The sequence below is a fragment of the Calidifontibacillus erzurumensis genome (assembly GCF_013303125.1).
Taxonomy (GTDB): domain Bacteria; phylum Bacillota; class Bacilli; order Bacillales; family Bacillaceae_J; genus Calidifontibacillus; species Calidifontibacillus erzurumensis.
Window position 1 is genome coordinate 57,869 of the sequence record NZ_JABTTE010000008.1, and the last position, 22,039, is coordinate 79,907.

General features: G+C 37.9%; 25 protein-coding genes. 8 read left to right on the forward strand and 17 right to left on the reverse strand.

From position 1 onward, the window contains the following. Positions 1–23 precede the first annotated feature (23 nt). From ribD to ribH, 4 genes are read left to right on the forward strand one after another with little or no spacing between them, the layout of a single operon-like run. Positions 24–1,115 carry a bifunctional diaminohydroxyphosphoribosylaminopyrimidine deaminase/5-amino-6-(5-phosphoribosylamino)uracil reductase RibD gene (ribD, locus tag HR057_RS07785; protein WP_173730947.1) on the forward strand — a complete coding sequence of 364 codons (1,092 nt, stop codon included), beginning with the start codon at positions 24–26 and terminating at the stop codon, positions 1,113–1,115. 15 nt (positions 1,116–1,130) lie between these two features. Continuing rightward, positions 1,131–1,784 carry a riboflavin synthase gene (gene ribE / locus HR057_RS07790; protein ID WP_173730875.1) on the forward strand — a complete coding sequence of 218 codons (654 nt, stop codon included), beginning with the start codon at positions 1,131–1,133 and terminating at the stop codon, positions 1,782–1,784. Positions 1,785–1,803: 19 nt separating this feature from the next. Beyond that, positions 1,804–2,997, forward strand: a complete 1,194-nt coding sequence (locus HR057_RS07795; protein WP_173730876.1) for a bifunctional 3,4-dihydroxy-2-butanone-4-phosphate synthase/GTP cyclohydrolase II — start codon at positions 1,804–1,806, stop codon at positions 2,995–2,997. A 29-nt stretch (positions 2,998–3,026) separates the two neighbouring features. Next, positions 3,027–3,494: a 6,7-dimethyl-8-ribityllumazine synthase gene (gene ribH, locus HR057_RS07800; RefSeq protein WP_173730877.1), complete on the forward strand. Its 468-nt coding sequence runs from the start codon at positions 3,027–3,029 to the stop codon at positions 3,492–3,494. A gap of 68 nt (positions 3,495–3,562) precedes the next feature. Here ribH and queF read toward each other — a convergent pair whose 3' ends face one another. From queF to HR057_RS07870, 14 genes are all read right to left on the reverse strand, one after another. Next, complete coding sequence (gene queF / locus HR057_RS07805) at positions 3,563–3,964, reverse strand: preQ(1) synthase (protein WP_173730878.1); 402 nt, start codon at positions 3,962–3,964, stop codon at positions 3,563–3,565. A 424-nt stretch (positions 3,965–4,388) separates the two neighbouring features. Then, positions 4,389–4,799 carry an acyl-CoA thioesterase gene (locus tag HR057_RS07810; RefSeq protein ID WP_173730879.1) on the reverse strand — a complete coding sequence of 137 codons (411 nt, stop codon included), beginning with the start codon at positions 4,797–4,799 and terminating at the stop codon, positions 4,389–4,391. Between the two features lie 121 nt (positions 4,800–4,920). Next, positions 4,921–6,132, reverse strand: a complete 1,212-nt coding sequence (locus tag HR057_RS07815; RefSeq protein ID WP_173730880.1) for an ABC transporter substrate-binding protein — start codon at positions 6,130–6,132, stop codon at positions 4,921–4,923. A gap of 74 nt (positions 6,133–6,206) precedes the next feature. After that, a complete protein-coding gene (locus tag HR057_RS07820) occupies positions 6,207–6,914 on the reverse strand; it encodes an ABC transporter ATP-binding protein (RefSeq protein WP_173730881.1) in 708 nt (235 codons plus the stop codon). After that, positions 6,907–7,671 carry an ABC transporter ATP-binding protein gene (locus HR057_RS07825; protein ID WP_173730882.1) on the reverse strand — a complete coding sequence of 255 codons (765 nt, stop codon included), beginning with the start codon at positions 7,669–7,671 and terminating at the stop codon, positions 6,907–6,909. Before HR057_RS07825 ends, HR057_RS07820 begins: the two co-directional genes overlap by 8 nt. Positions 7,672–7,682: 11 nt before the next feature. Further along, positions 7,683–8,678, reverse strand: a complete 996-nt coding sequence (locus HR057_RS07830) for a branched-chain amino acid ABC transporter permease (protein WP_173730883.1) — start codon at positions 8,676–8,678, stop codon at positions 7,683–7,685. Then, complete coding sequence (locus HR057_RS07835) at positions 8,679–9,542, reverse strand: branched-chain amino acid ABC transporter permease (protein WP_173730884.1); 864 nt, start codon at positions 9,540–9,542, stop codon at positions 8,679–8,681. Positions 9,543–9,660: 118 nt separating this feature from the next. After that, positions 9,661–10,830 carry a thiolase family protein gene (locus HR057_RS07840; RefSeq protein WP_173730885.1) on the reverse strand — a complete coding sequence of 390 codons (1,170 nt, stop codon included), beginning with the start codon at positions 10,828–10,830 and terminating at the stop codon, positions 9,661–9,663. Positions 10,831–11,023: 193 nt separating this feature from the next. Then, positions 11,024–11,425 (reverse strand): MaoC/PaaZ C-terminal domain-containing protein, encoded by a 402-nt coding sequence (locus HR057_RS07845; RefSeq protein ID WP_173730886.1) that lies wholly within the window; start codon positions 11,423–11,425, stop codon positions 11,024–11,026. Next, a complete protein-coding gene (locus HR057_RS07850; protein WP_173730887.1) occupies positions 11,422–11,871 on the reverse strand; it encodes a MaoC family dehydratase N-terminal domain-containing protein in 450 nt (149 codons plus the stop codon). Before HR057_RS07850 ends, HR057_RS07845 begins: the two co-directional genes overlap by 4 nt. Before the next feature lie 65 nt (positions 11,872–11,936). Beyond that, a complete protein-coding gene (locus HR057_RS07855) occupies positions 11,937–13,115 on the reverse strand; it encodes an acyl-CoA dehydrogenase family protein (RefSeq protein WP_173730888.1) in 1,179 nt (392 codons plus the stop codon). An 86-nt stretch (positions 13,116–13,201) separates the two neighbouring features. Next, on the reverse strand, positions 13,202–13,975 hold the full coding sequence (locus tag HR057_RS07860; RefSeq protein ID WP_173730889.1) for an SDR family oxidoreductase: 774 nt from the start codon (positions 13,973–13,975) through the stop codon (positions 13,202–13,204). A gap of 118 nt (positions 13,976–14,093) precedes the next feature. Further along, a complete protein-coding gene (locus HR057_RS07865; protein WP_173730890.1) occupies positions 14,094–14,855 on the reverse strand; it encodes an SDR family oxidoreductase in 762 nt (253 codons plus the stop codon). Between the two features lie 55 nt (positions 14,856–14,910). Continuing rightward, positions 14,911–16,539, reverse strand: coding sequence for a long-chain-fatty-acid--CoA ligase (locus tag HR057_RS07870; protein WP_173730891.1), 1,629 nt, complete (start codon positions 16,537–16,539; stop codon positions 14,911–14,913). Positions 16,540–16,805: 266 nt separating this feature from the next. Here HR057_RS07870 and HR057_RS07875 point away from each other — a divergent pair, with 266 nt between their 5' ends. Further along, positions 16,806–17,696: a LysR family transcriptional regulator gene (locus HR057_RS07875; protein ID WP_173730892.1), complete on the forward strand. Its 891-nt coding sequence runs from the start codon at positions 16,806–16,808 to the stop codon at positions 17,694–17,696. 418 nt (positions 17,697–18,114) lie between these two features. Then, positions 18,115–18,306, forward strand: a complete 192-nt coding sequence (locus HR057_RS07880; protein ID WP_173730893.1) for a hypothetical protein — start codon at positions 18,115–18,117, stop codon at positions 18,304–18,306. Between the two features lie 100 nt (positions 18,307–18,406). Here the strand turns inward: HR057_RS07880 and HR057_RS07885 are convergent, their stop codons facing one another. Further along, a complete protein-coding gene (locus HR057_RS07885) occupies positions 18,407–18,943 on the reverse strand; it encodes a DUF420 domain-containing protein (protein ID WP_173730894.1) in 537 nt (178 codons plus the stop codon). A gap of 268 nt (positions 18,944–19,211) precedes the next feature. On the opposite strand from HR057_RS07885, the gene HR057_RS07890 reads away from it, so the two are divergent. Then, on the forward strand, positions 19,212–19,397 hold the full coding sequence (locus HR057_RS07890) for an aspartyl-phosphate phosphatase Spo0E family protein (RefSeq protein ID WP_230474390.1): 186 nt from the start codon (positions 19,212–19,214) through the stop codon (positions 19,395–19,397). A 73-nt stretch (positions 19,398–19,470) separates the two neighbouring features. Here the strand turns inward: HR057_RS07890 and HR057_RS07895 are convergent, their stop codons facing one another. Further along, entirely contained in the window at positions 19,471–19,728 is a 258-nt protein-coding gene (locus tag HR057_RS07895; protein WP_173730895.1) for a hypothetical protein, read from the reverse strand. 175 nt (positions 19,729–19,903) lie between these two features. On the opposite strand from HR057_RS07895, the gene HR057_RS07900 reads away from it, so the two are divergent. Beyond that, complete coding sequence (locus HR057_RS07900; protein WP_173730896.1) at positions 19,904–20,056, forward strand: hypothetical protein; 153 nt, start codon at positions 19,904–19,906, stop codon at positions 20,054–20,056. A 46-nt stretch (positions 20,057–20,102) separates the two neighbouring features. Here the strand turns inward: HR057_RS07900 and HR057_RS07905 are convergent, their stop codons facing one another. Next, positions 20,103–21,602, reverse strand: a complete 1,500-nt coding sequence (locus HR057_RS07905) for a leucyl aminopeptidase (RefSeq protein ID WP_173730897.1) — start codon at positions 21,600–21,602, stop codon at positions 20,103–20,105. Positions 21,603–22,039: the final 437 nt, after the last annotated feature.

Genomic DNA, 22,039 nt, shown 5'->3' on the forward strand with positions numbered 1-22,039 from the left:
ACAACATGAAATGGGTGATGGAAATGACAGACGAAAAGTACATGAAACTAGCCATTGAACTAGCAGCAAACACGAAAGGTCAAACAAGTCCCAACCCTCTTGTCGGAGCCGTCGTTGTGAAAGACAATCAAATTGTTGGCATCGGTGCTCACCTAAAGGCTGGTCAGGCCCATGCTGAAGTCCATGCAATCAACATGGCTGGGGAAAAAGCCAAAGGGGCAACCGTTTATGTAACTCTTGAGCCTTGCAGTCATTTTGGAAAAACACCACCATGTGCCGACCTTTTGATTAAAAGTGGTGTGAAGCGGGTGGTCATTGCGTCGACCGACCCGAATCCGCTTGTCGCAGGAAAAGGGATTGCCAAACTGAAGGAAGCTGGAATTGATGTAGAAGTTGGCCTTTTACAAAAAGAAGCGGACGAGCTAAACGAAGTATTCTTTCATTATATGTCGACCGGATTGCCTTATGTAACAATAAAGACAGCAACAAGCCTTGATGGAAAAATCGCCACCGCGACTTTGGAAAGCAAATGGATTACGAGCCAAGAAGCAAGGTTGGATGCACATACTTATCGGCATCAGCATGACGCCATATTAGTTGGTGTAAATACTATTTTGAAAGATGACCCAGAGCTTACAACAAGATTGCCGCAGGGCGGGAAAAATCCAATCCGGATCATTCTTGATACATCTTTAAGAACACCGCTTTCTGCAAATGTAGTCAATGACAAAGCCGCCCCAACTTGGATTGTTGTCGGGTGCAATGCAGAACGAGAAAAAGTGGCAGCAATGGAAGAAAAACAAGTGGAAATTATTCAAATGCCAACGGAAAAGATCGATATTCCTACTTTACTCAAAATTCTTGCAGAAAAAGGAATTACTTCTTTATTCGTGGAAGGCGGTGCTCAAGTCAACGGCAGCTTTATAAAAGCAAAAGCTGTTCAGCAAGTTATCACATATATCGCTCCAAAAATTATAGGTGGCGAAAGCGCCCCAACCTCGTTCGGTGGCGAAGGCATCGAAAAATTAAGCGAAGCGTTGGAGCTGGAAATAAAGTCGGTCGAAAAAATCGGCCCGGATCTTAAAATTGTTGCAAAAAGAAAGAGCACCCAATAGGAGGAATGGGTACAAATGTTTACTGGAATTGTTGAAGAAAAAGGAACGATTCAATCGATCAACAAAGGAAAAGATGCCATTCAAATGTCCATCCACGCATCAAAAATATTGGAAGATGTCCATATCGGAGACAGTATTGCCGTTAACGGTGTTTGTTTAACCGTTACTACTTTTGACAAAGAATCGTTTTCGGTTGATGTAATGCCAGAAACAGTGAAAGCGACATCTTTACGCGACTTAAAAGTCGGATCGAAAGTCAATCTCGAACGGGCAATGGCAGCAAACGGACGGTTTGGAGGACACTTTGTTACCGGCCACGTCGATGGCGTTGGCAAAATCGTGAAAAAAAAGCCAGTTGCTAATGCCGTGTATTATGAAATCGAAGTAAGCAAAGATTTATTGCATTACATGCTTTTAAAAGGTTCCGTAACCGTTGACGGCACAAGTTTAACCATTTTCGGATTAAGCGAGACATCCTTTACAATTTCGCTCATCCCACACACATTATCGGAAACAATTCTTGGCGAGAAAGGACCAGGAGATATCGTTAATATTGAGTGCGATATTTTAGGAAAATATATAGAAAAATTTATAACAAACATGAAAGAAAACACTCGCGGAAAACAATCCATTACGGAAGCCTTTTTAGAAGAAAACGGATTTAAATAATATTTGGAGGCGGATATATATGTTCGACACAATCGAAGAAGCCCTTCATGAACTAAAACAAGGTAACATCGTTATCGTCTGTGATGATGAAGACAGGGAAAATGAAGGAGATTTTGTAGCATTAGCTTCAAAAACAACACCGGATGTTATTAACTTTATGATTACCCATGGACGCGGTCTCGTTTGCATGCCTATTACAGAAGAAATTGCTCAAAACCTTGATTTAGTACCTATGGTTAATCACAATACAGATCCACACGGAACAGCTTTTACAATCAGCGTTGACCACAAAACATCAACAACAGGTATTAGCGCTTATGAGAGAGCAAAAACAGTCCAGGAAATTATTAATCCAGAGTCTAAAGCAGCTGACTTTAAACGACCAGGCCATATTTTTCCACTAATCGCTAAAGAAGGAGGAGTCTTGCGTAGAGCCGGACATACCGAAGCAGCTGTCGATTTGGCCAAACTTTGCGGAGAAGTTCCTGCAGGTGTCATATGCGAAATTATTAAAGAAGACGGAACAATGGCACGAGTGCCTGATTTGCGAAAAATTGCTGATGAATTTAATTTAAAAATGATCACCATTAAAGATTTAATCCAATATCGGAACCGAAATGAAAAGTTAGTAACACGTGAAATTGAAGTTAAACTGCCAACTGAATTTGGTGAATTTAAAGCCGTTGGCTATTCCAATATTATTGACTCAAAAGAGCATATCGCTCTTGTGAAAGGAGAAATTAACGGCGATGAACCTGTACTCGTCCGCGTTCATTCGGAATGCTTAACAGGTGATGTATTCGGTTCTTGCCGCTGCGATTGTGGTCCACAGCTCCATGCTGCTTTAGCTCAAATTGAAAAAGAAGGAAAAGGTATTCTTTTGTACATGCGCCAAGAAGGACGCGGCATCGGTCTATTAAACAAATTGCGTGCCTATAAATTGCAAGAAGAAGGCTATGATACTGTTGAAGCCAACGAAAAACTTGGCTTTGCCCCAGACCTTCGCGACTACGGTATCGGCGCACAAATATTAAAAGATTTAGGTGTTAAAAAAATGCGGCTTCTCACAAATAATCCGCGTAAAATTGCTGGTTTAGAAGGGTACGAGCTTACGATCGTTGAGCGTGTACCAATACAGATGCCGGCTAAAAAAGAAAATGCCAACTATTTAAAAACAAAATATGAAAAACTGGGACATATGTTAAATCTTTAAAAATTGTTCACGATGTAGGAGGATTATATATGGGAAAAATATTTGAAGGACGTTTAGTAGGAACTGGACTTAAAATCGGGATTGTTGTTTCCCGTTTTAACGAATTTATTACAGGAAAATTGCTCAGCGGTGCTCAAGATGCCCTCTACAGACATGGTGTAGACGAAGAAAACATTGACGTTGCATGGGTGCCAGGAGCATTTGAGCTTCCACTTGTTGCAAAAAGGATGGCGGACAGCGGCAATTATGATGCTGTGATCGCTCTAGGGACAGTTATCCGCGGTGCAACAACCCATTATGATTATGTTTGCAATGAAGCGGCAAAAGGAATTGCCCAAGCTAGCATGACAACAGGCATTCCTGTCATTTTCGGTGTAGTTACAACCGAAACAATTGAACAAGCCATCGAACGCGCAGGAACGAAAGCAGGCAATAAAGGTTGGGATGCTGCTATTAGCGCAATTGAAATGGCTAACTTAATGAAGCAATTTGAATAGAAATAACGAAGGGGCGTTTCATTGGAACGCCCCTATTATTTTTTTGAAAATCCAATATAGAAAATCGTTTAACTTTCGCGGATCGCATTCGCTTGCAATTCAATACCGCCGCGAGCTGTTTGATAAACTGTCACAGAAACCCGTTTTGGATTAATTGCATAAACAATATCATCAGCAATATTGGCAGCTAATGATTCGCAATAAGCACCGTGGTCACGGTAAGACCATAAATAAAATTTCAGTGATTTCGATTCAATGCACTTTTCATTAGGAATATAAGTAATTTCAACACGGCCGAAATCAGGTTGTCCTGTTTTTGGACAAACGGCTGTAAACTCCAACGCCTTAAATGTAATTTCTTGAACATTTGGGGCTGGGAAAGCTTCATTTTTTAAAACTTCACGAGCTTCATCAACACTTTTTGGCCTCGGCATCGGACCGGACCGTGGCAAATAATAATTTTCACCCATTTATATCTTCACTCCTTTATGATTAAGCGGTTTTAATAAAAAATAGACAACTTATTATTATATCACAATCAACAATTTATTTCTTTAGCAAGGTCCAAGCAGCCTACCTGTACACATGCCTAGCATAATTGGAAAAAAGGATAATAACAAAAGATCACTGCAACTTCGAAAAAAGATCACTGCAACTTCGAAAGAGACACCATTTTCAGCATAAGTTTAATACACCTATTTTAAACTGTGCTATTTAAAATGTATAGGATTTTTCAAAAGCTGCTTTTAGCCATAAAAAATGCCCCTCCAATTGTTAGAACATGTTTAACAATTGGGAGGCATTCTAGTTTTCAAATTGCATTTTCCATCATAAAAAATTGAAATAGAAAATTCGAACAACACTTACAAACCGAAGAACAGTAATGACAGCACTTTAGCTGTTTACCATAACCTTTTCAAGTGCTGCTCGTAATGAAGGAGGAATATTTTCTGCCCGCTGGGTTTGAAAGTTAAAACAAACGATTACAACACTTCCTGAAGCAATTATTTTTCTAGTTTTAGCCTCTTTTATTGTGTGCTCCAATGTAAAACTTTTAGTACCGATCCGGGAAACCCGGGTAGTAACAGTTAATGTCTGAAAACTATAGGCTTGAGCGATAAAATCACATTTGGCAGAAGCTACCACAAAACTGATGTCTCCTCGTTTTTCCTTGGAAAAACCAATTTCATTGAAAAACTTTGTTCTTGCCTCCTCCAAATAAATAAAATAAGAAATATTACTGACATGACCTGACGCATCTGTCTCACAATACCTCACGTATATATCTATTTCAGGTACTTTCACACATTTCTAACCTCCTTGTTTTGTTATTAGAACCCATTATTTGAAACTTTAAATACGCTGCCAAATGAAAAATAAGAAATCGGAAATAGAAGAACCGATTTCTTATTAATCGATCTACATATTAGTTCACCTTAATCCCTATTATTTCTCCATTCTCAACCGCACCAACGCGAACATTTGTTTTAAAAGCACCGTTTTCATCGACGCGTGGAATCACATATACCTTTTTCTCTTCTGGAATAGCGTCTAATCCGTCTTGAATATGCTTGCGGATGGCTTCCGCATCTTCAACATTTTCAGCCGCTTTCATTGCTTCTACGAGAACATACATCGTCAAATAATGATAACCAGACTCTGAACCTGGATCTTTGCCGTATTTTTTACGATATTTATCCACGAATTCAGCTACACCTGGATAGTCTGCATAGATGATTGGCATCGTACCAATAGATCCTTCTAGGAATTCATAGGAACCTGTCAATCGTTGCATTTCATCTAACTTAGCCTGATCCATAACGATAAATCCGCCTTTAAATCCTAATTCCCTTGCCTGTTTTGCTACTTTGGCTGTTGGTTCCGAAGGTCCGCCAATGAATAAGACATCAGGGTTCTTTTTCAAAGCATTTGTTAAAATTGTAAAAAAGTCTGTATCTTTAGCAAAATCAACAGAAGATTCATAGACTACTTCTCCACCTTTTTCTTCCCAGAATGGAATTAAAGCTTTTGCCCAATCCTGCCCATATTGAGTTACTGGTGGTATAGCAGCAAGCTTAGTCCCAAATTTCTCCATTGCATATGTTGTGAAAGGTTCTAAATACCCGTGATAACTTGGAGGAATACGTATTGTCAACGAATTTCCTTTTTCTGTGACAGAAGGTTCACTCGTATAGGCACCAATCAAAAATTTATCTTGTTCATTAAAAACCTGTAGAGCATAGACTCCTCCGCTATGTGGAGTAAAAATAATTGGTGTATGATATTGCTCTACTAATCGTTTGGCATTCGCTGCCGTTTCATTAGGCAAATATTTATCATCTAGCGCAACTAGATTTAATTTATATGTTTTCCCATTTACCTCGAAACCTTCCTGATTGATTTCTTCAATGGCTAGCTCCATACCATTTAAAATTTTTTCCCCATAATAAGCTGCTGAACCGCTTAAAGGCCCACTAAATCCAATATTAACAACATTTTCTCCCAAATCAGCACTATTTTCCGTTTCAGTTTTCCCTTCTGATGTCGATGGTTGTGATGTACTGTCCAAACAAGCTGTTAAGGTTAATAGAATACCTGCTAAAAGACAAAATAATACCCCTAATTTTTGAATCTTCATAGACATACCCCCCATTCAATAAAATATTAAAATTACGAATATTCAGATATTATTTGATAAAACTGTTTACTCTTCTAAGCACCGATATATGCTTTCCGGACCTCTTCATTAGAGAACAACTCTTTAGAAGTACCTTGAACAACAATATTTCCATTTTCAAACACATAGCCTTTATCTGCGATGTTGAGTGCTGCATAGGCGTTTTGTTCAGCTAATAAAATGGTCATACCTTCTCGATTGATCTGCTGAATACTTTCGAACATCTTCTCAACAATTAATGGCGCTAGACCTATGGAGGGTTCGTCAAGTAACATTAATTTCGGTTTTGCCATTAGGGCTCTGCCGATTGCCACCATTTGCTGTTGTCCCCCACTGAGTGATCCAGCCGCTTCATTCCGTTTCGAGTATAAAATAGGAAATAAATTGTAGACTTCTTCCAATGATTCCTTAATTATTTTTTTATTTTTCCGGTGTATATAAGCTCCCATCATCAAGTTCTCCTGAACAGACATTTGTGGAAACAATTTACGATCCTCTGCACATTGGACAATTCCGTCCTCTACAACCCTTTCAGGAGATTTTCCACTAATCTGCTCTCCTTCAAAAATAATTTCACCTCTAGCAGGTTTCATTAATCCACTAATCGTGCGAAATAATGTACTTTTTCCAGCACCATTTGACCCTAATAAGACGGCAATCTCACCTTTAAATACTTGAATATTTACTTGGTTTACTGCAGCATAATGTCCATATTTCACCGTTACATTCCTTAGCTCAAGCACTGGCACTCCCTCCTAAGTAGGCTTTTATGACTTTCTCATTCCGGTTGATTTCTTCTGGTGTCCCTTCAGCGATTTTTTCCCCATAATTTAAAACCATAATCTTATCCGCCAGGCTCATGATCATTTTTATTTTGTGTTCAATCAGACAAATGGTGATTCCTTGTCTAGCCATCTTTATAATTAATTCAGACAATCCTTCTGTTTCATCAGGATTTATCCCTGCTGTTGGTTCATCAAGGAACACAATTTCCGGTTCGGTGGCTAGTGCAAGTGCAAACGCAACCCGCTTTTTCTCTTCCTGGGAGATATTCGCAACTTTCCTATCCGCGAGCCTGGTAAGACCAACAAATTGAAGAACTTCCAGTGCTTTTTCCTTTGCTTGTTCCTCTTCCATGATTTCCCGTTTGGTACGAAAGATCGCATCAAAAAGATTAGATTTTGTCCGAAGCCTATGCCCAACTACTACATTTTCAAATACTGACGAGTTTTCAAATAAATGGGTTGTTTGGAACGTACGTGCCACTCCTAACTCAGCAATTTTATTAGCAGGCAGTCTCGTAATATCCTTCCCTTTAAATAGGATCCGGCCAGAAGTGGGCTTATACACTCCGCTGATTAAATTAAAGAAAGTAGATTTTCCTGCACCATTTGGACCAATAATAGCGTTAATTTTTCCTTTTTCAATGGTAAAATCTACATTCTGCACTGCAAGTATTCCACCAAACTGTTTTGATAGTTTCTCCACAACTAAATACATTTTGATCCTCCCTAAGCCCCTTTTTCTATTTTCGCCGGTCTTTCTGTAGACACACTTTTCCCTTCACGTATTTTCAGTTTCCAATCTGAAATAAAGCCAACAAGTCCACGAGGAGAGAAAAGTATTAATAAAACCAAGATTGGTCCAAAAATTAACATCCGATATTCTTCAAGAAATTGTAAATTTTGTGAGAGTAGAACAATTAAAAGCGTACCTACGATAGGCCCTGAAAGTGTACCAATCCCACCGACAATTAAATATATTAATAAATCAAAAGTGATCGTTATAGAACCAATTTCCGGCCCTAGAAAACGAATAAAGCCTGCATACAAAGCTCCTGCCAGTCCTGCGAAAAAGGCTGAAAGGACAAAAGCTAATAATTTATTTCTTGTTGTAGAGATTCCCAATGAAAGTGCCAGTTGTTCGCTGTTACGAATGGCAATAAAAGTTCTACCAATTAAAGAGTTGACAATTCGATAATTGACCAAAATAGTCAATAGCAAAAATGCTAGTATCAAATAATATTTGGCCGTGGCACTTGTAAAGGAAAGAGGACCTATATTTCCCGGATTTGGAATTCCCATTAATCCCCTTACTCCTTCTGTTAAGCTATCCCATTTGTCAATCAATAAATAAATAACGTAACCGACACAGAGGGTATAAATCGCAAAAAAGTGTTCCTTCGTCCGTAAAGAAATCAACCCGACTAAAAAGCCAAGAGACGTTGTTATGATTAAGGCTAGAGCGAATGCAATCCAAAATGCTATTCCCGCTTTGACCGTTAATAATCCTTGCGCATAGGCACCAATAGCAAAAAAACCCGCATGAGAAAAAGATAAATAACCCGTATATCCAGCAACAATATTTAATCCATAGACTGCAATCATCCAAATATACGACAGTGTTAAAATATGGATAAAATAATTATTTTGGCTTATAAGAGGAAAAAGAACTGCCACCAATATTAAGGCGAATATAATATATTTCTGTGTTGGTTTTGCAATCAATTAACGTTCCCCCTTGGCAAAAATTCCGTTTGGTTTAATAGTCAGGATGATAATCAGTAAGACAAATGCGATAATGTCTTTATAATCGCTGGAGATATAAGTTGCACCAATACTTTCACTAAACCCGATAATATAGCCGCCAACAATTGCTCCAGGGATACTGCCCATCCCACCTAATATGATGATCACAAAGGCTTTTAATATAACAAGATGACCCATTCCCGGAAATACGAGATTGATTGGGGATGTTAAAGATGCTGCTATAGCAGCCAGCATCCCAGCAATAAAGAAGGTGAGCATAGCAACCTTATTTGAGTTAATTCCAACTAAAAAGGCTCCTTCCCGATTTTGCGACATTGCAATGATTGATCTTCCTATAAATGTTTTCTTAAGGAAAATATAAAGCAAAATCATAACGACAATAGCAGCAACAATGATTAAAATTCGCTGAACTGTAAAGGTTAATCCGGCGATATTAACAACTTGGTTATAAGGGGTAGGCATTTGTCTGAAATCCGGGCCCCATAACAATTGAGCAAGCGCTTCCAAAAATAGCAACAACCCAATGGCAGCGATCATACTGTTAATCGAAAGGCTTTTTCTTAAAGGATGGAAGACTAGTCGTTCCATTAGGACTGAAACAAAGCCAGCAACAACAACTGATACTATAATAGCCAACCAGTAAGGCAGACCTAAATAAATCATCATCGATAAGGTCACATATCCACCAATCATATAAATGGCGCCATGGGCAAAATTAGGAACGTGTAATATCCCATAGACTAAGGTTAATCCCAATGCAACTAAAGCATAAACACTGCCTATTGTCAGCCCGTTGAAAAGTTGTTGAACTAAGGTTTCCACATGAAGCCTCCTTCTTATTCCAATTTACTAGAATGAGTGAATCATTGGTTTTCTAACATCTACTCTGTACGTTAGCGACGTCTTTCTACTAAATAAAAATCTCTTTCCATAGTTTGTGTTATTCTCGTTCAATAATCGTTGCTATCCCTTGGCCTCCCCCAATACAAGCCGTAATAAGAGCGTATTTTCCTTGAATACGTTGTAATTCGTAAACGGCTTTTGTAAACAAAATAGCACCTGTTGCACCAAGAGGATGCCCATGTGAAATCGCTCCGCCATTCACATTCAGTTTATTCGGATCGATATCTAATTCTCGATTACAAGCTAGCACCTGAGCAGCAAAAGCCTCATTTAATTCAATGATGTCGATGTCTTTCAGTTCCATACCAGCTTTGGCAAGGACTTTCTTTGTTGCTGGAACAGGGCCAATTCCCATTATATTAGGATCCACACCAGCAACGGCTGTTTCACGGATCACGGCCATTGGCTTAACTCCTAACTGTTCAGCTTTTTCTCTTGACATAACCACTAGGGCTGCTGCCGCATCGTTCAAACCTGAACTGTTTCCAGCGGTAACCGTACCGTCTTTTAGAAAGACTGGCTCTAATTTACTAAGCGCTTCTAAAGTTGTTTGCGGGCGCGGATGTTCATCTTTGAAGAAGATGATATGCTCGCCTTTCGGGACTGGAATTGAAATTGGCACAATCTGCTCATCAAACCTGCCCTCTTCCATTGCCCTTGCCATTCGTTTTTGACTTTCTAACGCATATTGGTCCTGTTCCTCGCGTGAAATATTGTATTTCTTTGCCAAATTTTCAGCCGTTATCCCCATCGGCGGATTACCTATTTCCTCCGGTGCTAATTGAGACTTGCGAAACCTTGGTAATTGTGGACTATAGGCTTTTTCAGGACGATCCATTAAATAAGGAGCCCGGCTCATACTTTCAATGCCACCTGCTACATAAATATCCCCAGCCCCTGCTTGAACAGCATTTGCAGCTAACACAACCGCATTAATTCCTGACCCGCATTGTCGGTCAACGGTTAATCCAGGTATTTCGATGGATAGTCCAGTCTGGAGTGCAGCTAATCTGGCGATATTTCCACCTCCACTTAGCACATTTCCCATAATTACATCATCAATCATATGAGCTTCAACATTTGCCCGTTTTACTGCCTCTTTGATTACTTCTGCAGCAAATACATGGGCAGGGACGGGAGCCAATGCTCCCCCTTGCTTGCCAATTGCTGTTCTAACAGCTGATACAATCACTGCATCTCTTTTCATCTTCCCCGCTCCTTTTTTCAATTGTTAATTCTTCGCAATTGATATTTTGTCGACCAAAATACTAATTTCTCTTTTAACTTACTAATAGTTATATTTGCCGAATATTCAAACTATTAACTATAGCCTCTAATCATTTTATAAGTTTATGAAAAAGTTTTCTGTTTAGACTATTTAACGAGATATTCATGATAGATTAGTATATTAGAAACTTTACCTTTCCTTTGATGACCTCTTTATCATTTTGGTTGAGTGCTTTTACATCAAAGTACAGGGCTTCATCCTTTTTGTCAGTTAGCTCCGCTTTTAGTGTTATTACATCATTTAAAAACACCATTCCTGTGAAGCGAATCTGATAATCTTCGATATAACCCTCTTCATAATAAGGTGTGAAGAGTTTAGCCAAATTCCCCATAGTCCACATGCCATGAGCAATAATTCCTGGCAATCCTGCTTTATGAGCCTCATCATCAATCGTATGAATCGGATTAAAATCGCCGGAAGCACCTGAATACTTAATTAAATCCATGCGAGATACCGGATCCAGCGTGATCTCATCTAACGCCTCGCCAATATTCAGTTGCATTAAGCTTTTCATAACTTCATCGCCTTTCTTACAGCTTCAGTAATAATCGTTTTCGATTCCTCCGTAAATATTAAATGACCTTGTAAATCTTCACCGTATCTTTTTACAGCTAAAAATCCCATCAACCCATTACGGCCTTCCTTTTCATAATAATCCATGATTTCTGCGTGGCAATAAAGTTCCTCCCCCACCAATAACGGGCGTTCATAATGATAGATTTGTTCTCCATGAATCAAACCTTTTGTTGGAAGTTTTAATCCTTCAACCACTCCGTAGTCTAACACCCTTGGAAATGTTGGCGGAGCAATATTTCTCCCGTATCTTGATCGTTTACCGTATTCTTCATCCGTATAGATTGGATGTAAATCGCCAATCGCTTCAGCAAAACGTTTTACAAGTGTCCTTTCCACCACATTTTTTACCTTTTTTGACTTGTTTCCAATTACTCCCCGATACATCTATCCACCTCGTTCTGAAAACGGTTTTTAGTTAACAGTGCTTGATATCGGTTTTTTCAATATTCTTAGACGTACTGGCCGATCTTTACATTTCCTTTAATGAGATTACGCGAAATGATTAAACGTTGAATTTCATCTGTTCCATCATAAATGCGCCACAATCTTGCTTCACGGTACCAGCGTTCAATCGGTAATTCACGAGTATAACCCATTCCACCATGAATTTGCATCACGCGATCAACAACCCGGTTGCCCATATTGGCTCCGAATAATTTAGCCATCGACGCCAAGTGCCTGTTATCTTCTCCCTGATCAAGGGTAAAAGCTGCATTCAGCACCAGCCATTTTGCCGCTTCAATTTCAACTGCTGAGTCTGCAATTTGCCACTGAATGGCCTGTCTTTCTGCGATTGGTTTTCCAAAAGTTACCCTTTGCTTTGCATATTCGATTGCCATTTGCAGAAGCCGTTCTGCTGTTCCTACAGCTCGTGCGCCTACCATCCATCTTGCGAATCCAATCCATTCAAGGCCAAGCTGATAGCCTTTATGCAATTCTCCTAAAATATTTTCTTCAGGAACTCTCACATTCTCAAAAATTAAACTAGCAGGTCCCCATTCTCCCATCGTATGAATAAATTCTGATCTCCATCCCATATCCCGATCAACAATAAAGCATGTAACACCTTCTCTTCCTTTTGATCGTTGGTGCATTTCCTTATCCGTAATCGCAATGACCATGACAAAATCAGCTTCATTCCCACCGGTAATGAAAGTCTTTTCTCCATTTAATACCCATTCATTACCATCCTTTACTGCTGTCATTTTGATATTTCTAGTATCAGAACCTGCTCCCGGCTCTGTCATCGCAAAGCACGATTTTTTCTCTCCATTAATGGTAGGAATTAAATATCTTTTCTTTTGTTCCTCATTTGCATAATAGAGAATATTATCGGCTGATCCGCCAAATTTAAAAGGAACGAATGTTTTAGACACTTCGATCGTCACAATAGCCTGCATCAGATGACCCAAATCAGCTCCCCCATACTCTGCCGGTGTATTAATTCCCCAAAATCCTGCCTTTTTGGCCTTTAATTGTAATTCCCGCAGTTTTTCCGCTGATATACCTGGCTTACCTTCTCTTTCATTGCGTAGAACTTCACTTTCTAATGGCATTAATTCTTGTTCTACAAACTTACGGATTGTTTTTTGTACCATTTTTTGTTCATCTGTTAAACGTAAAAACATAAATGATCTCTCCTTTTTCAAGTTATATTTTTCCCTATTAAAAAATCTAATAATCTATGTTTTGCTCTAAACCGTTTTTTATTACCCTATAGGGTGCTGCCGCCGTCTACACTTAACACGGTCCCAGTCACAAAATCACTAGCTTTCGTTGCTAAATATAAGGCAGCACCTTTCAACATATTTTCATCACCAATCTTTCTCAATGGAATCCTTTCGAGAATTTCCTTTTCCTTCTGCTCAAGGGTGCCTTTTGTCATTTTGGTTCGAAACATGCCTGGCGCAATAGCATTTACATGAATATTATGCCTAGCCCATTTGATAGCTAAATCCTTTGTAAAATGGATGACTGCCGCCTTACTTGTCGTATAACCAATCGTGTTTGTTATTTCCGGTGGTCTAACAGTCAACCCTGCAGCAGATGCAATGTTAATAATTTTCCCGGATTTTCTTTCAATCATATGCCGTCCAACAGCTCGGCTCATTAAAAAGGTTCCAGTTACATTTACATTCAGAACTTTATTCCACGCCTCTAGAGGCATTTCTTCAACAGGAGCCCCCCATGTGGCACCACTGTTATTAACTAAAATGTCTATTTTCCCGAAATCCTCTAGAACTTGGTTCACTACGTCTTCAACCATTGACTCATTTGTTACATCCAATTCATAACTTTTGGCTATCACATTATATTTGTTTCTAAATATTTCAGCTGTTTCTTCACAAACTTCTTTTTTCCTAGAACATAAAGCCAGATGACACCCCATTTCGGCATAGGCTTCAGCGATCTGTTTCCCTAGCCCTCGTCCTCCACCTGTTATGAGGGCAACTTGATCCTTTAAATCAAACAATTCCTTTACGTGCATATCTTTTCCCCACCTGTCAATTAAATAATATGTTGAGAGTTATGGTGAACCTTAAAATGTAAGCCTTTTCATTTTTATATGCGATTATTATTTATCACTTACTAATACTCACGTTTAATTAATTTTTTGGACCACCAGCTACGTATATGACTTGACCACTCACAAAACCTGAACGTTCATCTGCAAAAAAGGCAACGGCATTAGCAATATCCTCCGGTTTACCGCTTCTTCCAACAGGAATTTTGTTAATACGATCTTTTACGAAGTTCTCAAAAGGTATACCCATTCTTTCTGCAGTGGCTTTTGTCATTTCTGTCTCGATAAAACCGGGTGCCACGACATTCGCTGTAATCCCAAATTTTCCAAGTTCAATAGCAAGTGTTTTGGTGAAGCCTTGTAGACCCGCTTTAGCTGCTGAATAATTGGCCTGGCCTCTATTTCCTAAGGCAGATGTGGATGAGATATTAATAATTCTCCCATATTGATTTTTTACCATATATTGCTGAGCAGCACGTGTGGCATAAAAGGCCCCTTTTAAATGAACATCCATTACAGTTATCCAATCATCATCCGTCATTTTAAACAGCAAATTATCACGGATCACACCAGCATTATTCACTAAGATATCAAGCGAACCAAAAGTCTCAACAATTTCCTTTACTGCTTGTTCAACTTGTTCTCTGTCTGTCACGCTTGCAACTTTCGTATAAATGGTATACCCTTTTTCCCGCAGTTCTGCTGCTGTTTCACTCAAAGCCTGTTCATTAATATCAATGATGGCAACTTTTGCTCCCTCCTCAGCAAAGCGTTCAACAATTGCTTTCCCAATTCCTCTGCTTCCTCCTGTAACAAGTGCTGTTCTTCCTTTAAATCGATTCATTCTGGTACCTCCTAATTTATAAAATAATTTTTTCTGATTAAACATATATATTTAATCAACTTTTATTGTGGTTTTTTCTAGCATCGGCTTTCTTGAGTTCTTCTTCAACTAGTAGCCTTTTTAACAATTTACCAACCGTATTTCTTGGTAAAGCATCACGAACTTCAAAACATTTTGGAACTTTGTATCGGGTTAACTTTGTTTGGCAATAATTCTTCAACTCTGCTAGATTAACCTTTCTGCCCTCTTTCTCAACGATATATGCCTTTACAATTTCCCCTTCATTTTCATGTGGGATCCCTACTACAGCTGCTTCTAAAATATCAGGATGTTCATAAAGAACCTCTTCAATTTCCTTTGGATAAATGTTAAATCCACCAACGATAATCATTTCCTTCTTTCGACCGACAATGTAAAAATAGCCTTCTTCATCCATGGTCGCCAAATCCCCTGTATGCAGCCACCCATTGACAAGCGCGGCATTTGTTGCTTCCTTGTTCCTCCAATAGCCTTTCATCACCTGAGGTCCTTTAATTAACAATTCTCCTATAGCATGCGGTGGAAGTTCCATTCCATGATCATCCACTATCTTACAATCAGTTCCCGGTAATGGGATGCCCACACTGCCCGTTTTCCGCTTTGCAAATGGCGGATTACGATGGGTGGAAGGCGAAGCTTCCGTTAAACCGAATCCTTCTCCAATCACAGCACCTGTTAATTCCTCAAAACGTTTCAAGACTTTTACTGGAAGGGGCGCTGAACCGCATGAACAGAATTTGAAACATGTCAAATCATATTGTGAGATATCCGGATGATTTACAAATGCCAAATACATTTTCGGTACACCTGGAAAAAAAGTCGGCCTGTATTTTTGAATCATAGAAAGTACATCATTTACTTCGAATTTCCTAATCAATAGGATCGTTCCACCTATATAAACTGGAAGATTCATAGCGCTCGTCATCCCGTAAACATGATACAAAGGGATAGCGGTTAACATGACTTCTTTGCCAAATTCCATTTTTTCACCATACAACAAATAACTTTGAATCACATTTGCGATAATATTAAAATGGGTTAACATGGCTCCTTTGATATCTCCAGTCGTTCCCCCAGTATACTGAATGACTGCTACATCTTCATGTACATCCACTTCAACCGGACTTTCAAGAGGTGAAGGATAGTTTAGCAATTCTTCTAATATTTGAAATTCTCTCTGACTGGTGCAGGCGTTGGATAATATGATCGACTTAAAGCTGTATAGTTCATGTACTTTCATAATGGTATTGACTGCTATTGGATCTCCAACAATACAAGATAATTGTGAATGAATAGCAATCTGATAAAGTTCTCTTGGTGTATACATTGGGTTTATTTGAACAACAGTAAGACCAAGTGCCATGGCTGCATAATAGCAAATGATGTAATGTGGATGGTTAGCTAGCATTAAACCAATTCGAGCTCCTTTTTGAAACCCCATTTGCTTCCATGCACCAGCTAGCCGATCTACATGACTCTTAAGTTGACGATAAGTAATCAACTCATTTTCATAAATGATTGCTATTTTATTCCCATATTTCTCGGCAGTATTTTCTAATAAGTGATAGATAGATATCTTTGGAATTTCAAGTGGCTTTGTATCTTGGTAATATTGAAGCCATGGTCTGTTTTTTACATGATTCAAATAGTGCCAACCTCCATTCTAAGCATATGATAATAAAATTTAGATAACCAAAACCTCAGTGATTTAATCTATAACAGTTTCTAACTAGGTAATAAGCAAGTTAAATGCAAGCGGTTTCATTATTCAGATTTTTTAAAATCTTATGATATAATAGTAAAGCGTAAGGAAAGAATTTTCCAATACCTGTTTCATTTGGTTTAATACCTTTTAGGTAAGAATATTTTAAATTTTCTATAATTTTTCATCAATTTATGGAGATGATTTTGATGGAAATACGTCATATAAAATACTTTATTGCTGTTGCGGAAGAATTAAATTTTGGCAGAGCAGCTCAGCGGTTAAATATTTCACAGCCCCCTCTTAGCCGTCAGATTAAACAATTAGAAGATGAAATCGGTGCCCAACTTATTAATAGAACGAAGCAAAAAATGGAGTTAACGGAAGCGGGAAAAGTTTTCTTAGAACATGCTTATGAAATACTCGATAAAATTGATCGAGCTTGCAAAGATACCGTTAAAGTAGCAGAAGGAAAGTTGGGGTCTATTTTCATCAGCTATGCCAGTGCAACAAATGAAACGTTAATGAAAATTGTCACCTTGTTCCATAACAAATACCCTGAAGTTAAGATTTCTTTGCACCATTCTATTTCTACAAAAATAATAAAGGAATTAGAAAAAGAGAAAATTCACATTGGAGTGTTGGCCCCTTTTAAAAATGATTCCTTAAATTTTAAAACAATTTCAAGCTCACCTTATGGAGTAATTTTACCGATCACACATCGCTTTGCAGACAGGACAACTCCCATACATATTAAAGAGCTTGAGGAAGAAAATTTCATTACCTCTCCCCAAAACTCTATTTATTTTTACCATATAAAAGCAATTTGTAACCAGGCAGGGTTTGAGCCAAAAGTATCCCACGAAGCACTAGGGTTGCCAACTATTATCTCATGTGTAGCTGCAGAAATGGGGATCTCGATTGTTTCAAAATTAACGGCAAAACAATCCCCTAACAAGAGGATCGTCTTTAAAGAACTTGTACCCGAAACAGAGCTTAAGACTTGCTTAGTTTGGAGGAAGAATGAGAAATCAAAACCTGTTCTAAATTTCCTAGACGTTGCTGAGGAGTATTTGTCGAATCATTCAGTTCATACATAAATATAAGTTCATCCATTCTTTTAGTGGGATCAGTTTTTTCATTTCAGATTTATACTCCCATTTTCCTAGCAAATTATTTAGATGACATGGAAACTTTTATTTTTATATCCTAATTATGATTTTCCAAATTGTCTGAAGTGATTCCCAAATTTCTTTATAAATTAATAAAATAATAAATTTATAGTTATATGCCTTTTATCTTCATTTGATACAAACTTTTATTATTTTTTTATACTTAGAACTCCCCTTTTGAAACATTTTTAAATTTTTTATTATCTTTGTTGAAAACTTATTATATCGGGGAAAAGAGGACCATTAATGATAACCGTTCACAATTTTGACAAATTTCTTTTTGGTTTTTTCCTTTATAATGTACTTAACAGGGTATTTTTATGAAGGCTTAAAAGGGGAGTGTAAAATGACTGCAACTTACACAATCATGATGTTTGCAACTTTGATCGCTTTGCTTGTTTGCGGATATGCGGTTGGATATATATCTGCCAAATTCAGCAAAACAAACTTACTTAATTTTATTCCAGTTTTAATTGCGATTTTAATGATTAACATCGTATTTGCCATTGTTGAAATGTCACGCGCCGGTAGAATCTAGCAGCTCGAACATGCTGCTTTTATTTTTTCTTGCTCAAAAAAATACTGAAACATTGTAAAAGCTGTAAGATGATCGTCTTACAGCTTTTTACTATAAATGATTAATAATAAGGGGAAATCATAATATATACAAGAACACCGGTTAAGCTGACATAAAGCCATAGCGGCATGGTCCACCGCGCAATTTTGCGATGTTTTTCTACTTTCCCAGTCATCCCTCTAGCTAGGGTTACTAAAGCAAGCGGAACAATCAGTGCTGAAAAAACGATATGAGTTAACAAAATAAAATAATAGATATAGCGGATTGGACCTTCACCGCCAAACGGAGTAGATTCTGCCATTGAATGATAAATGACATAAGATATTAAAAATAAAGCCGTTGTCGTAAATGCAGCGAAAATAAACTTTTTATGTAGATTCACTTTTTTCTGCTTAACAGTAATCAACGCTGCTAGTAAAAATATGAATGTAAAACTATTAAATACAGCATTTAAAAATGGAAGAATTGTTAAATCGACATCGCTCACCGTTTCATATTTCGGCATAAAATACAAAATTGCGACAAGTGCATTAATGATAATCGTTAACAATACTATGATCGGTGTATAATTCCGTTCTTTTGTTGCATATTTATTCATTCTATAGTCCCTCCTTATTTTAATACTTGTCCACTTTGCCCTAAAAACTAACAAGTTTTACAACAAATGCTATGATTATTATAAAAGCTTTTAAATCGAATTGCTACTATGTATATATTTATGAGAGATTATGACTAGTTTTGTCGAAGCTATACAATATTTTTTTAAAATATGCCATAATAGATTTCATGAAAGTTTAACAAACATTCAATATTCTTTACATTTCATAATATATAAGTATATAGATGATAGTGGGGAGAAGAACGAAATGCAAAATGGGACAAGAAATGTAAACAAAATTCTGCGGCAACAAATAGAGATAAAAAGAAAACAATTGTTCGAATATGCCGCAAATTACGGAATTAACAGCCAATTAACGATTAAATGCAGTCAAGAACTTGATTTGCTTTTAAATCGTTTAGACCAAAACCTTTACCATATACAATCTGCTTGAAAGGATCAATAAAGTGTCTGGTTCCTTTGAAAGAACCAGGCACTTTTTTACTCTCAATTGTGGAAAAAGAATTCTACCACCAATAACCTCCATAATACGGATAGCCATAGAATGGATAACCATAGAATGGATAACCATAGAATGGGTAGCCATAATTACCGCCATAGAATAACGGATTGAACAATGCACTTCCTAAAACTCCACCTAAAAATCCTCCCAGGAATGGACCGCCAAAAAATGGCCTGCCCCAATGTGGACGACCCCAATATGGGCGACCTATAAACGGCCTTCTTCCATAACGGTGATCAATCCCGTTAACTCCACCAACCATCAGAGTACCTCCTTATTTTTTATCGTATACTCCTAATGTATGTGCTAAAAAAACAATCGTTTAGGCTAGTAACACACATTCCCTTAAACTTTTATAAAGTATAAACTTGATCCAAATTCACAAAATAAAAGAACAACAATTATTTAAAAAATATTACACATTTGAGGTGATTAATATGTCCAAACATCGCGGAAAGGGAGTAAAATCAAAAACACCAGAAAAACCGATGAATGATGGATTAAAAACAAATGTAGATACAACGGAATTTACAAGCGATTTTTCAAAAGCGCAAAAAGAACAACATGGATATAAAGAATTTTTCAATTAAAAATGTGGTATAGAAAAGGGGCCTATTTATGTCGGCCCCTTAATGTTTATTGTTCTGCCATTCTCTCAGCCAATGTCGCCAACGTGCGCACCATAACACCAGTTGCTCCTGCAGGACCGAGATCATGCTCTTCCTTTGTTGTAGCTGTTCCTGCTATATCTAAATGAACCCATGGTGTTTCCTCGGCAAATTCTCCTAAAAACGCCCCTGCCATAATGGCATGCGCTTCTCTCCCTGGAGAATTGCTTAAATCGGCGATTTTACTGTGATTCCGGACTTTTTCTTTATATAGATCGAAATAAGGCAATTGCCAAATCAGTTCTCCCGTTTCATTAGAAGACTCTAACACTTCTTGAAAAAATTGTTCATTATTCGTCATTGCCCCGGTCACTTGATCACCTAAGGCAACAATCACACCGCCGGTTAGTGTAGCAACGTCTACAATATAATTTGCCCCATAGAACTTTGCATATGTAATGGCATCACAAAGAGCCAATCGTCCTTCCGCATCTGTATTAAAGACTTCAATCGTTTTTCCGCTCATGGATGTAATCACTTCATCAGGTTTATATGCTGTAGAACTAATCATATTATCAGTGGCTGGGATAACCGCTATAACATTTACATTCGGCTTTAATTCACCGATAATCTCCATCGCTCCTAAGACAGCCGCTGCTCCTGCCATATCCGTTTTCATGCCGACCATGCTTTCTCTAGGTTTCAGGCTATACCCACCTGTATCATAGGTAATTCCTTTTCCAACAAAGGCTAAAACATTTTCCCATTTTTCATCGCCTTCGTATTTCAATACAATCATTTTTGGAGGCTCCGCTGATCCTTTATTAACCGCTAATAACGCCCCCATGCCGAGTTTTTCCATATCTTCTTTTTCAAGTACTTCGTAAGACAAATTATATTTTTCTGCAAGATCAACGGCAAATTCAGCTAAATCCGATGCTTTCATCAAATTCGGCGGCATATTTACTAAATGGCGGGCTGTATTTGTCCCTTTCCCATAAATATAGCCAACGGTAAAGGCTGCTTGAATTTCTCTTTTTTCCTCTGTTGTATAAACGATAACAGTTTCAATATCCTTATCAGGAATATTTGGCTTTTTCTTAAAACCCGAAAAACTATAGCCTGCCAAAGAAACAGCTTCCCCAAGAGCATGGGTTGCATCAATAGTTGTGATATCGCCACAAACAAATGTATCTAGCGCAATGGTAAGCTCAGTTAAACGATCTTTCTTCACTTGTTTAACGAGGCGTCCAAAGGCTTCCCGCAAACGTGAAAATTTATATTGATCTTGTTTACCAAGCCCTACGAAATAAATTTTTTTAAAACCGATTTTTCCTAAAGTATGTATTTTGCTTATCGCTTTTTCTTTCCCTTTGATCTCTCCATCACGTAGCAGTTCACCAAGCTCTCCCTCAAAAATTTCATCCAATTGTTGAAAAAGATCATTTTGTTTATGTTCATCAAATAAACCGATGACGAAAGCTTCACCTTTGTCGTTTAAAGAAAAGTTTTCAATAACTTTTAACATACAAAACATCTCCATCTTTTAGATTAATTTGTAATAAGTGGTCATAATAAAATATACACTAAAAACAAACGTATGAACCTTCCATTAATAATTTGATAGGACAACAAAAATCGTCTGTAGGTTGTTACTCAATGTGTCTACTAGAAGCCACACCCGACATTCCAGTCCCACCTTTTTTCTGGTGAAAAGTGTTACCTTGACGATCAGCGGAGAGGAATTTGCCGAATACGATCAATTGTTCAAAAAATTTTTAAATTTTTATAATAAAAAGGTTTGAAACTTCCACGTTGCCCCTTCTATCTGTTATGATAAACCTAACCATAAAAACAGAAAACTGTTCTACTATTTGACGATAAAGCTATAGAAGAGAAGGCCCTTTTACAAAACCGTCTAAATGGTTCCAGTTTACAGAAGAGGAAATCATCCCTCCGTAAAAC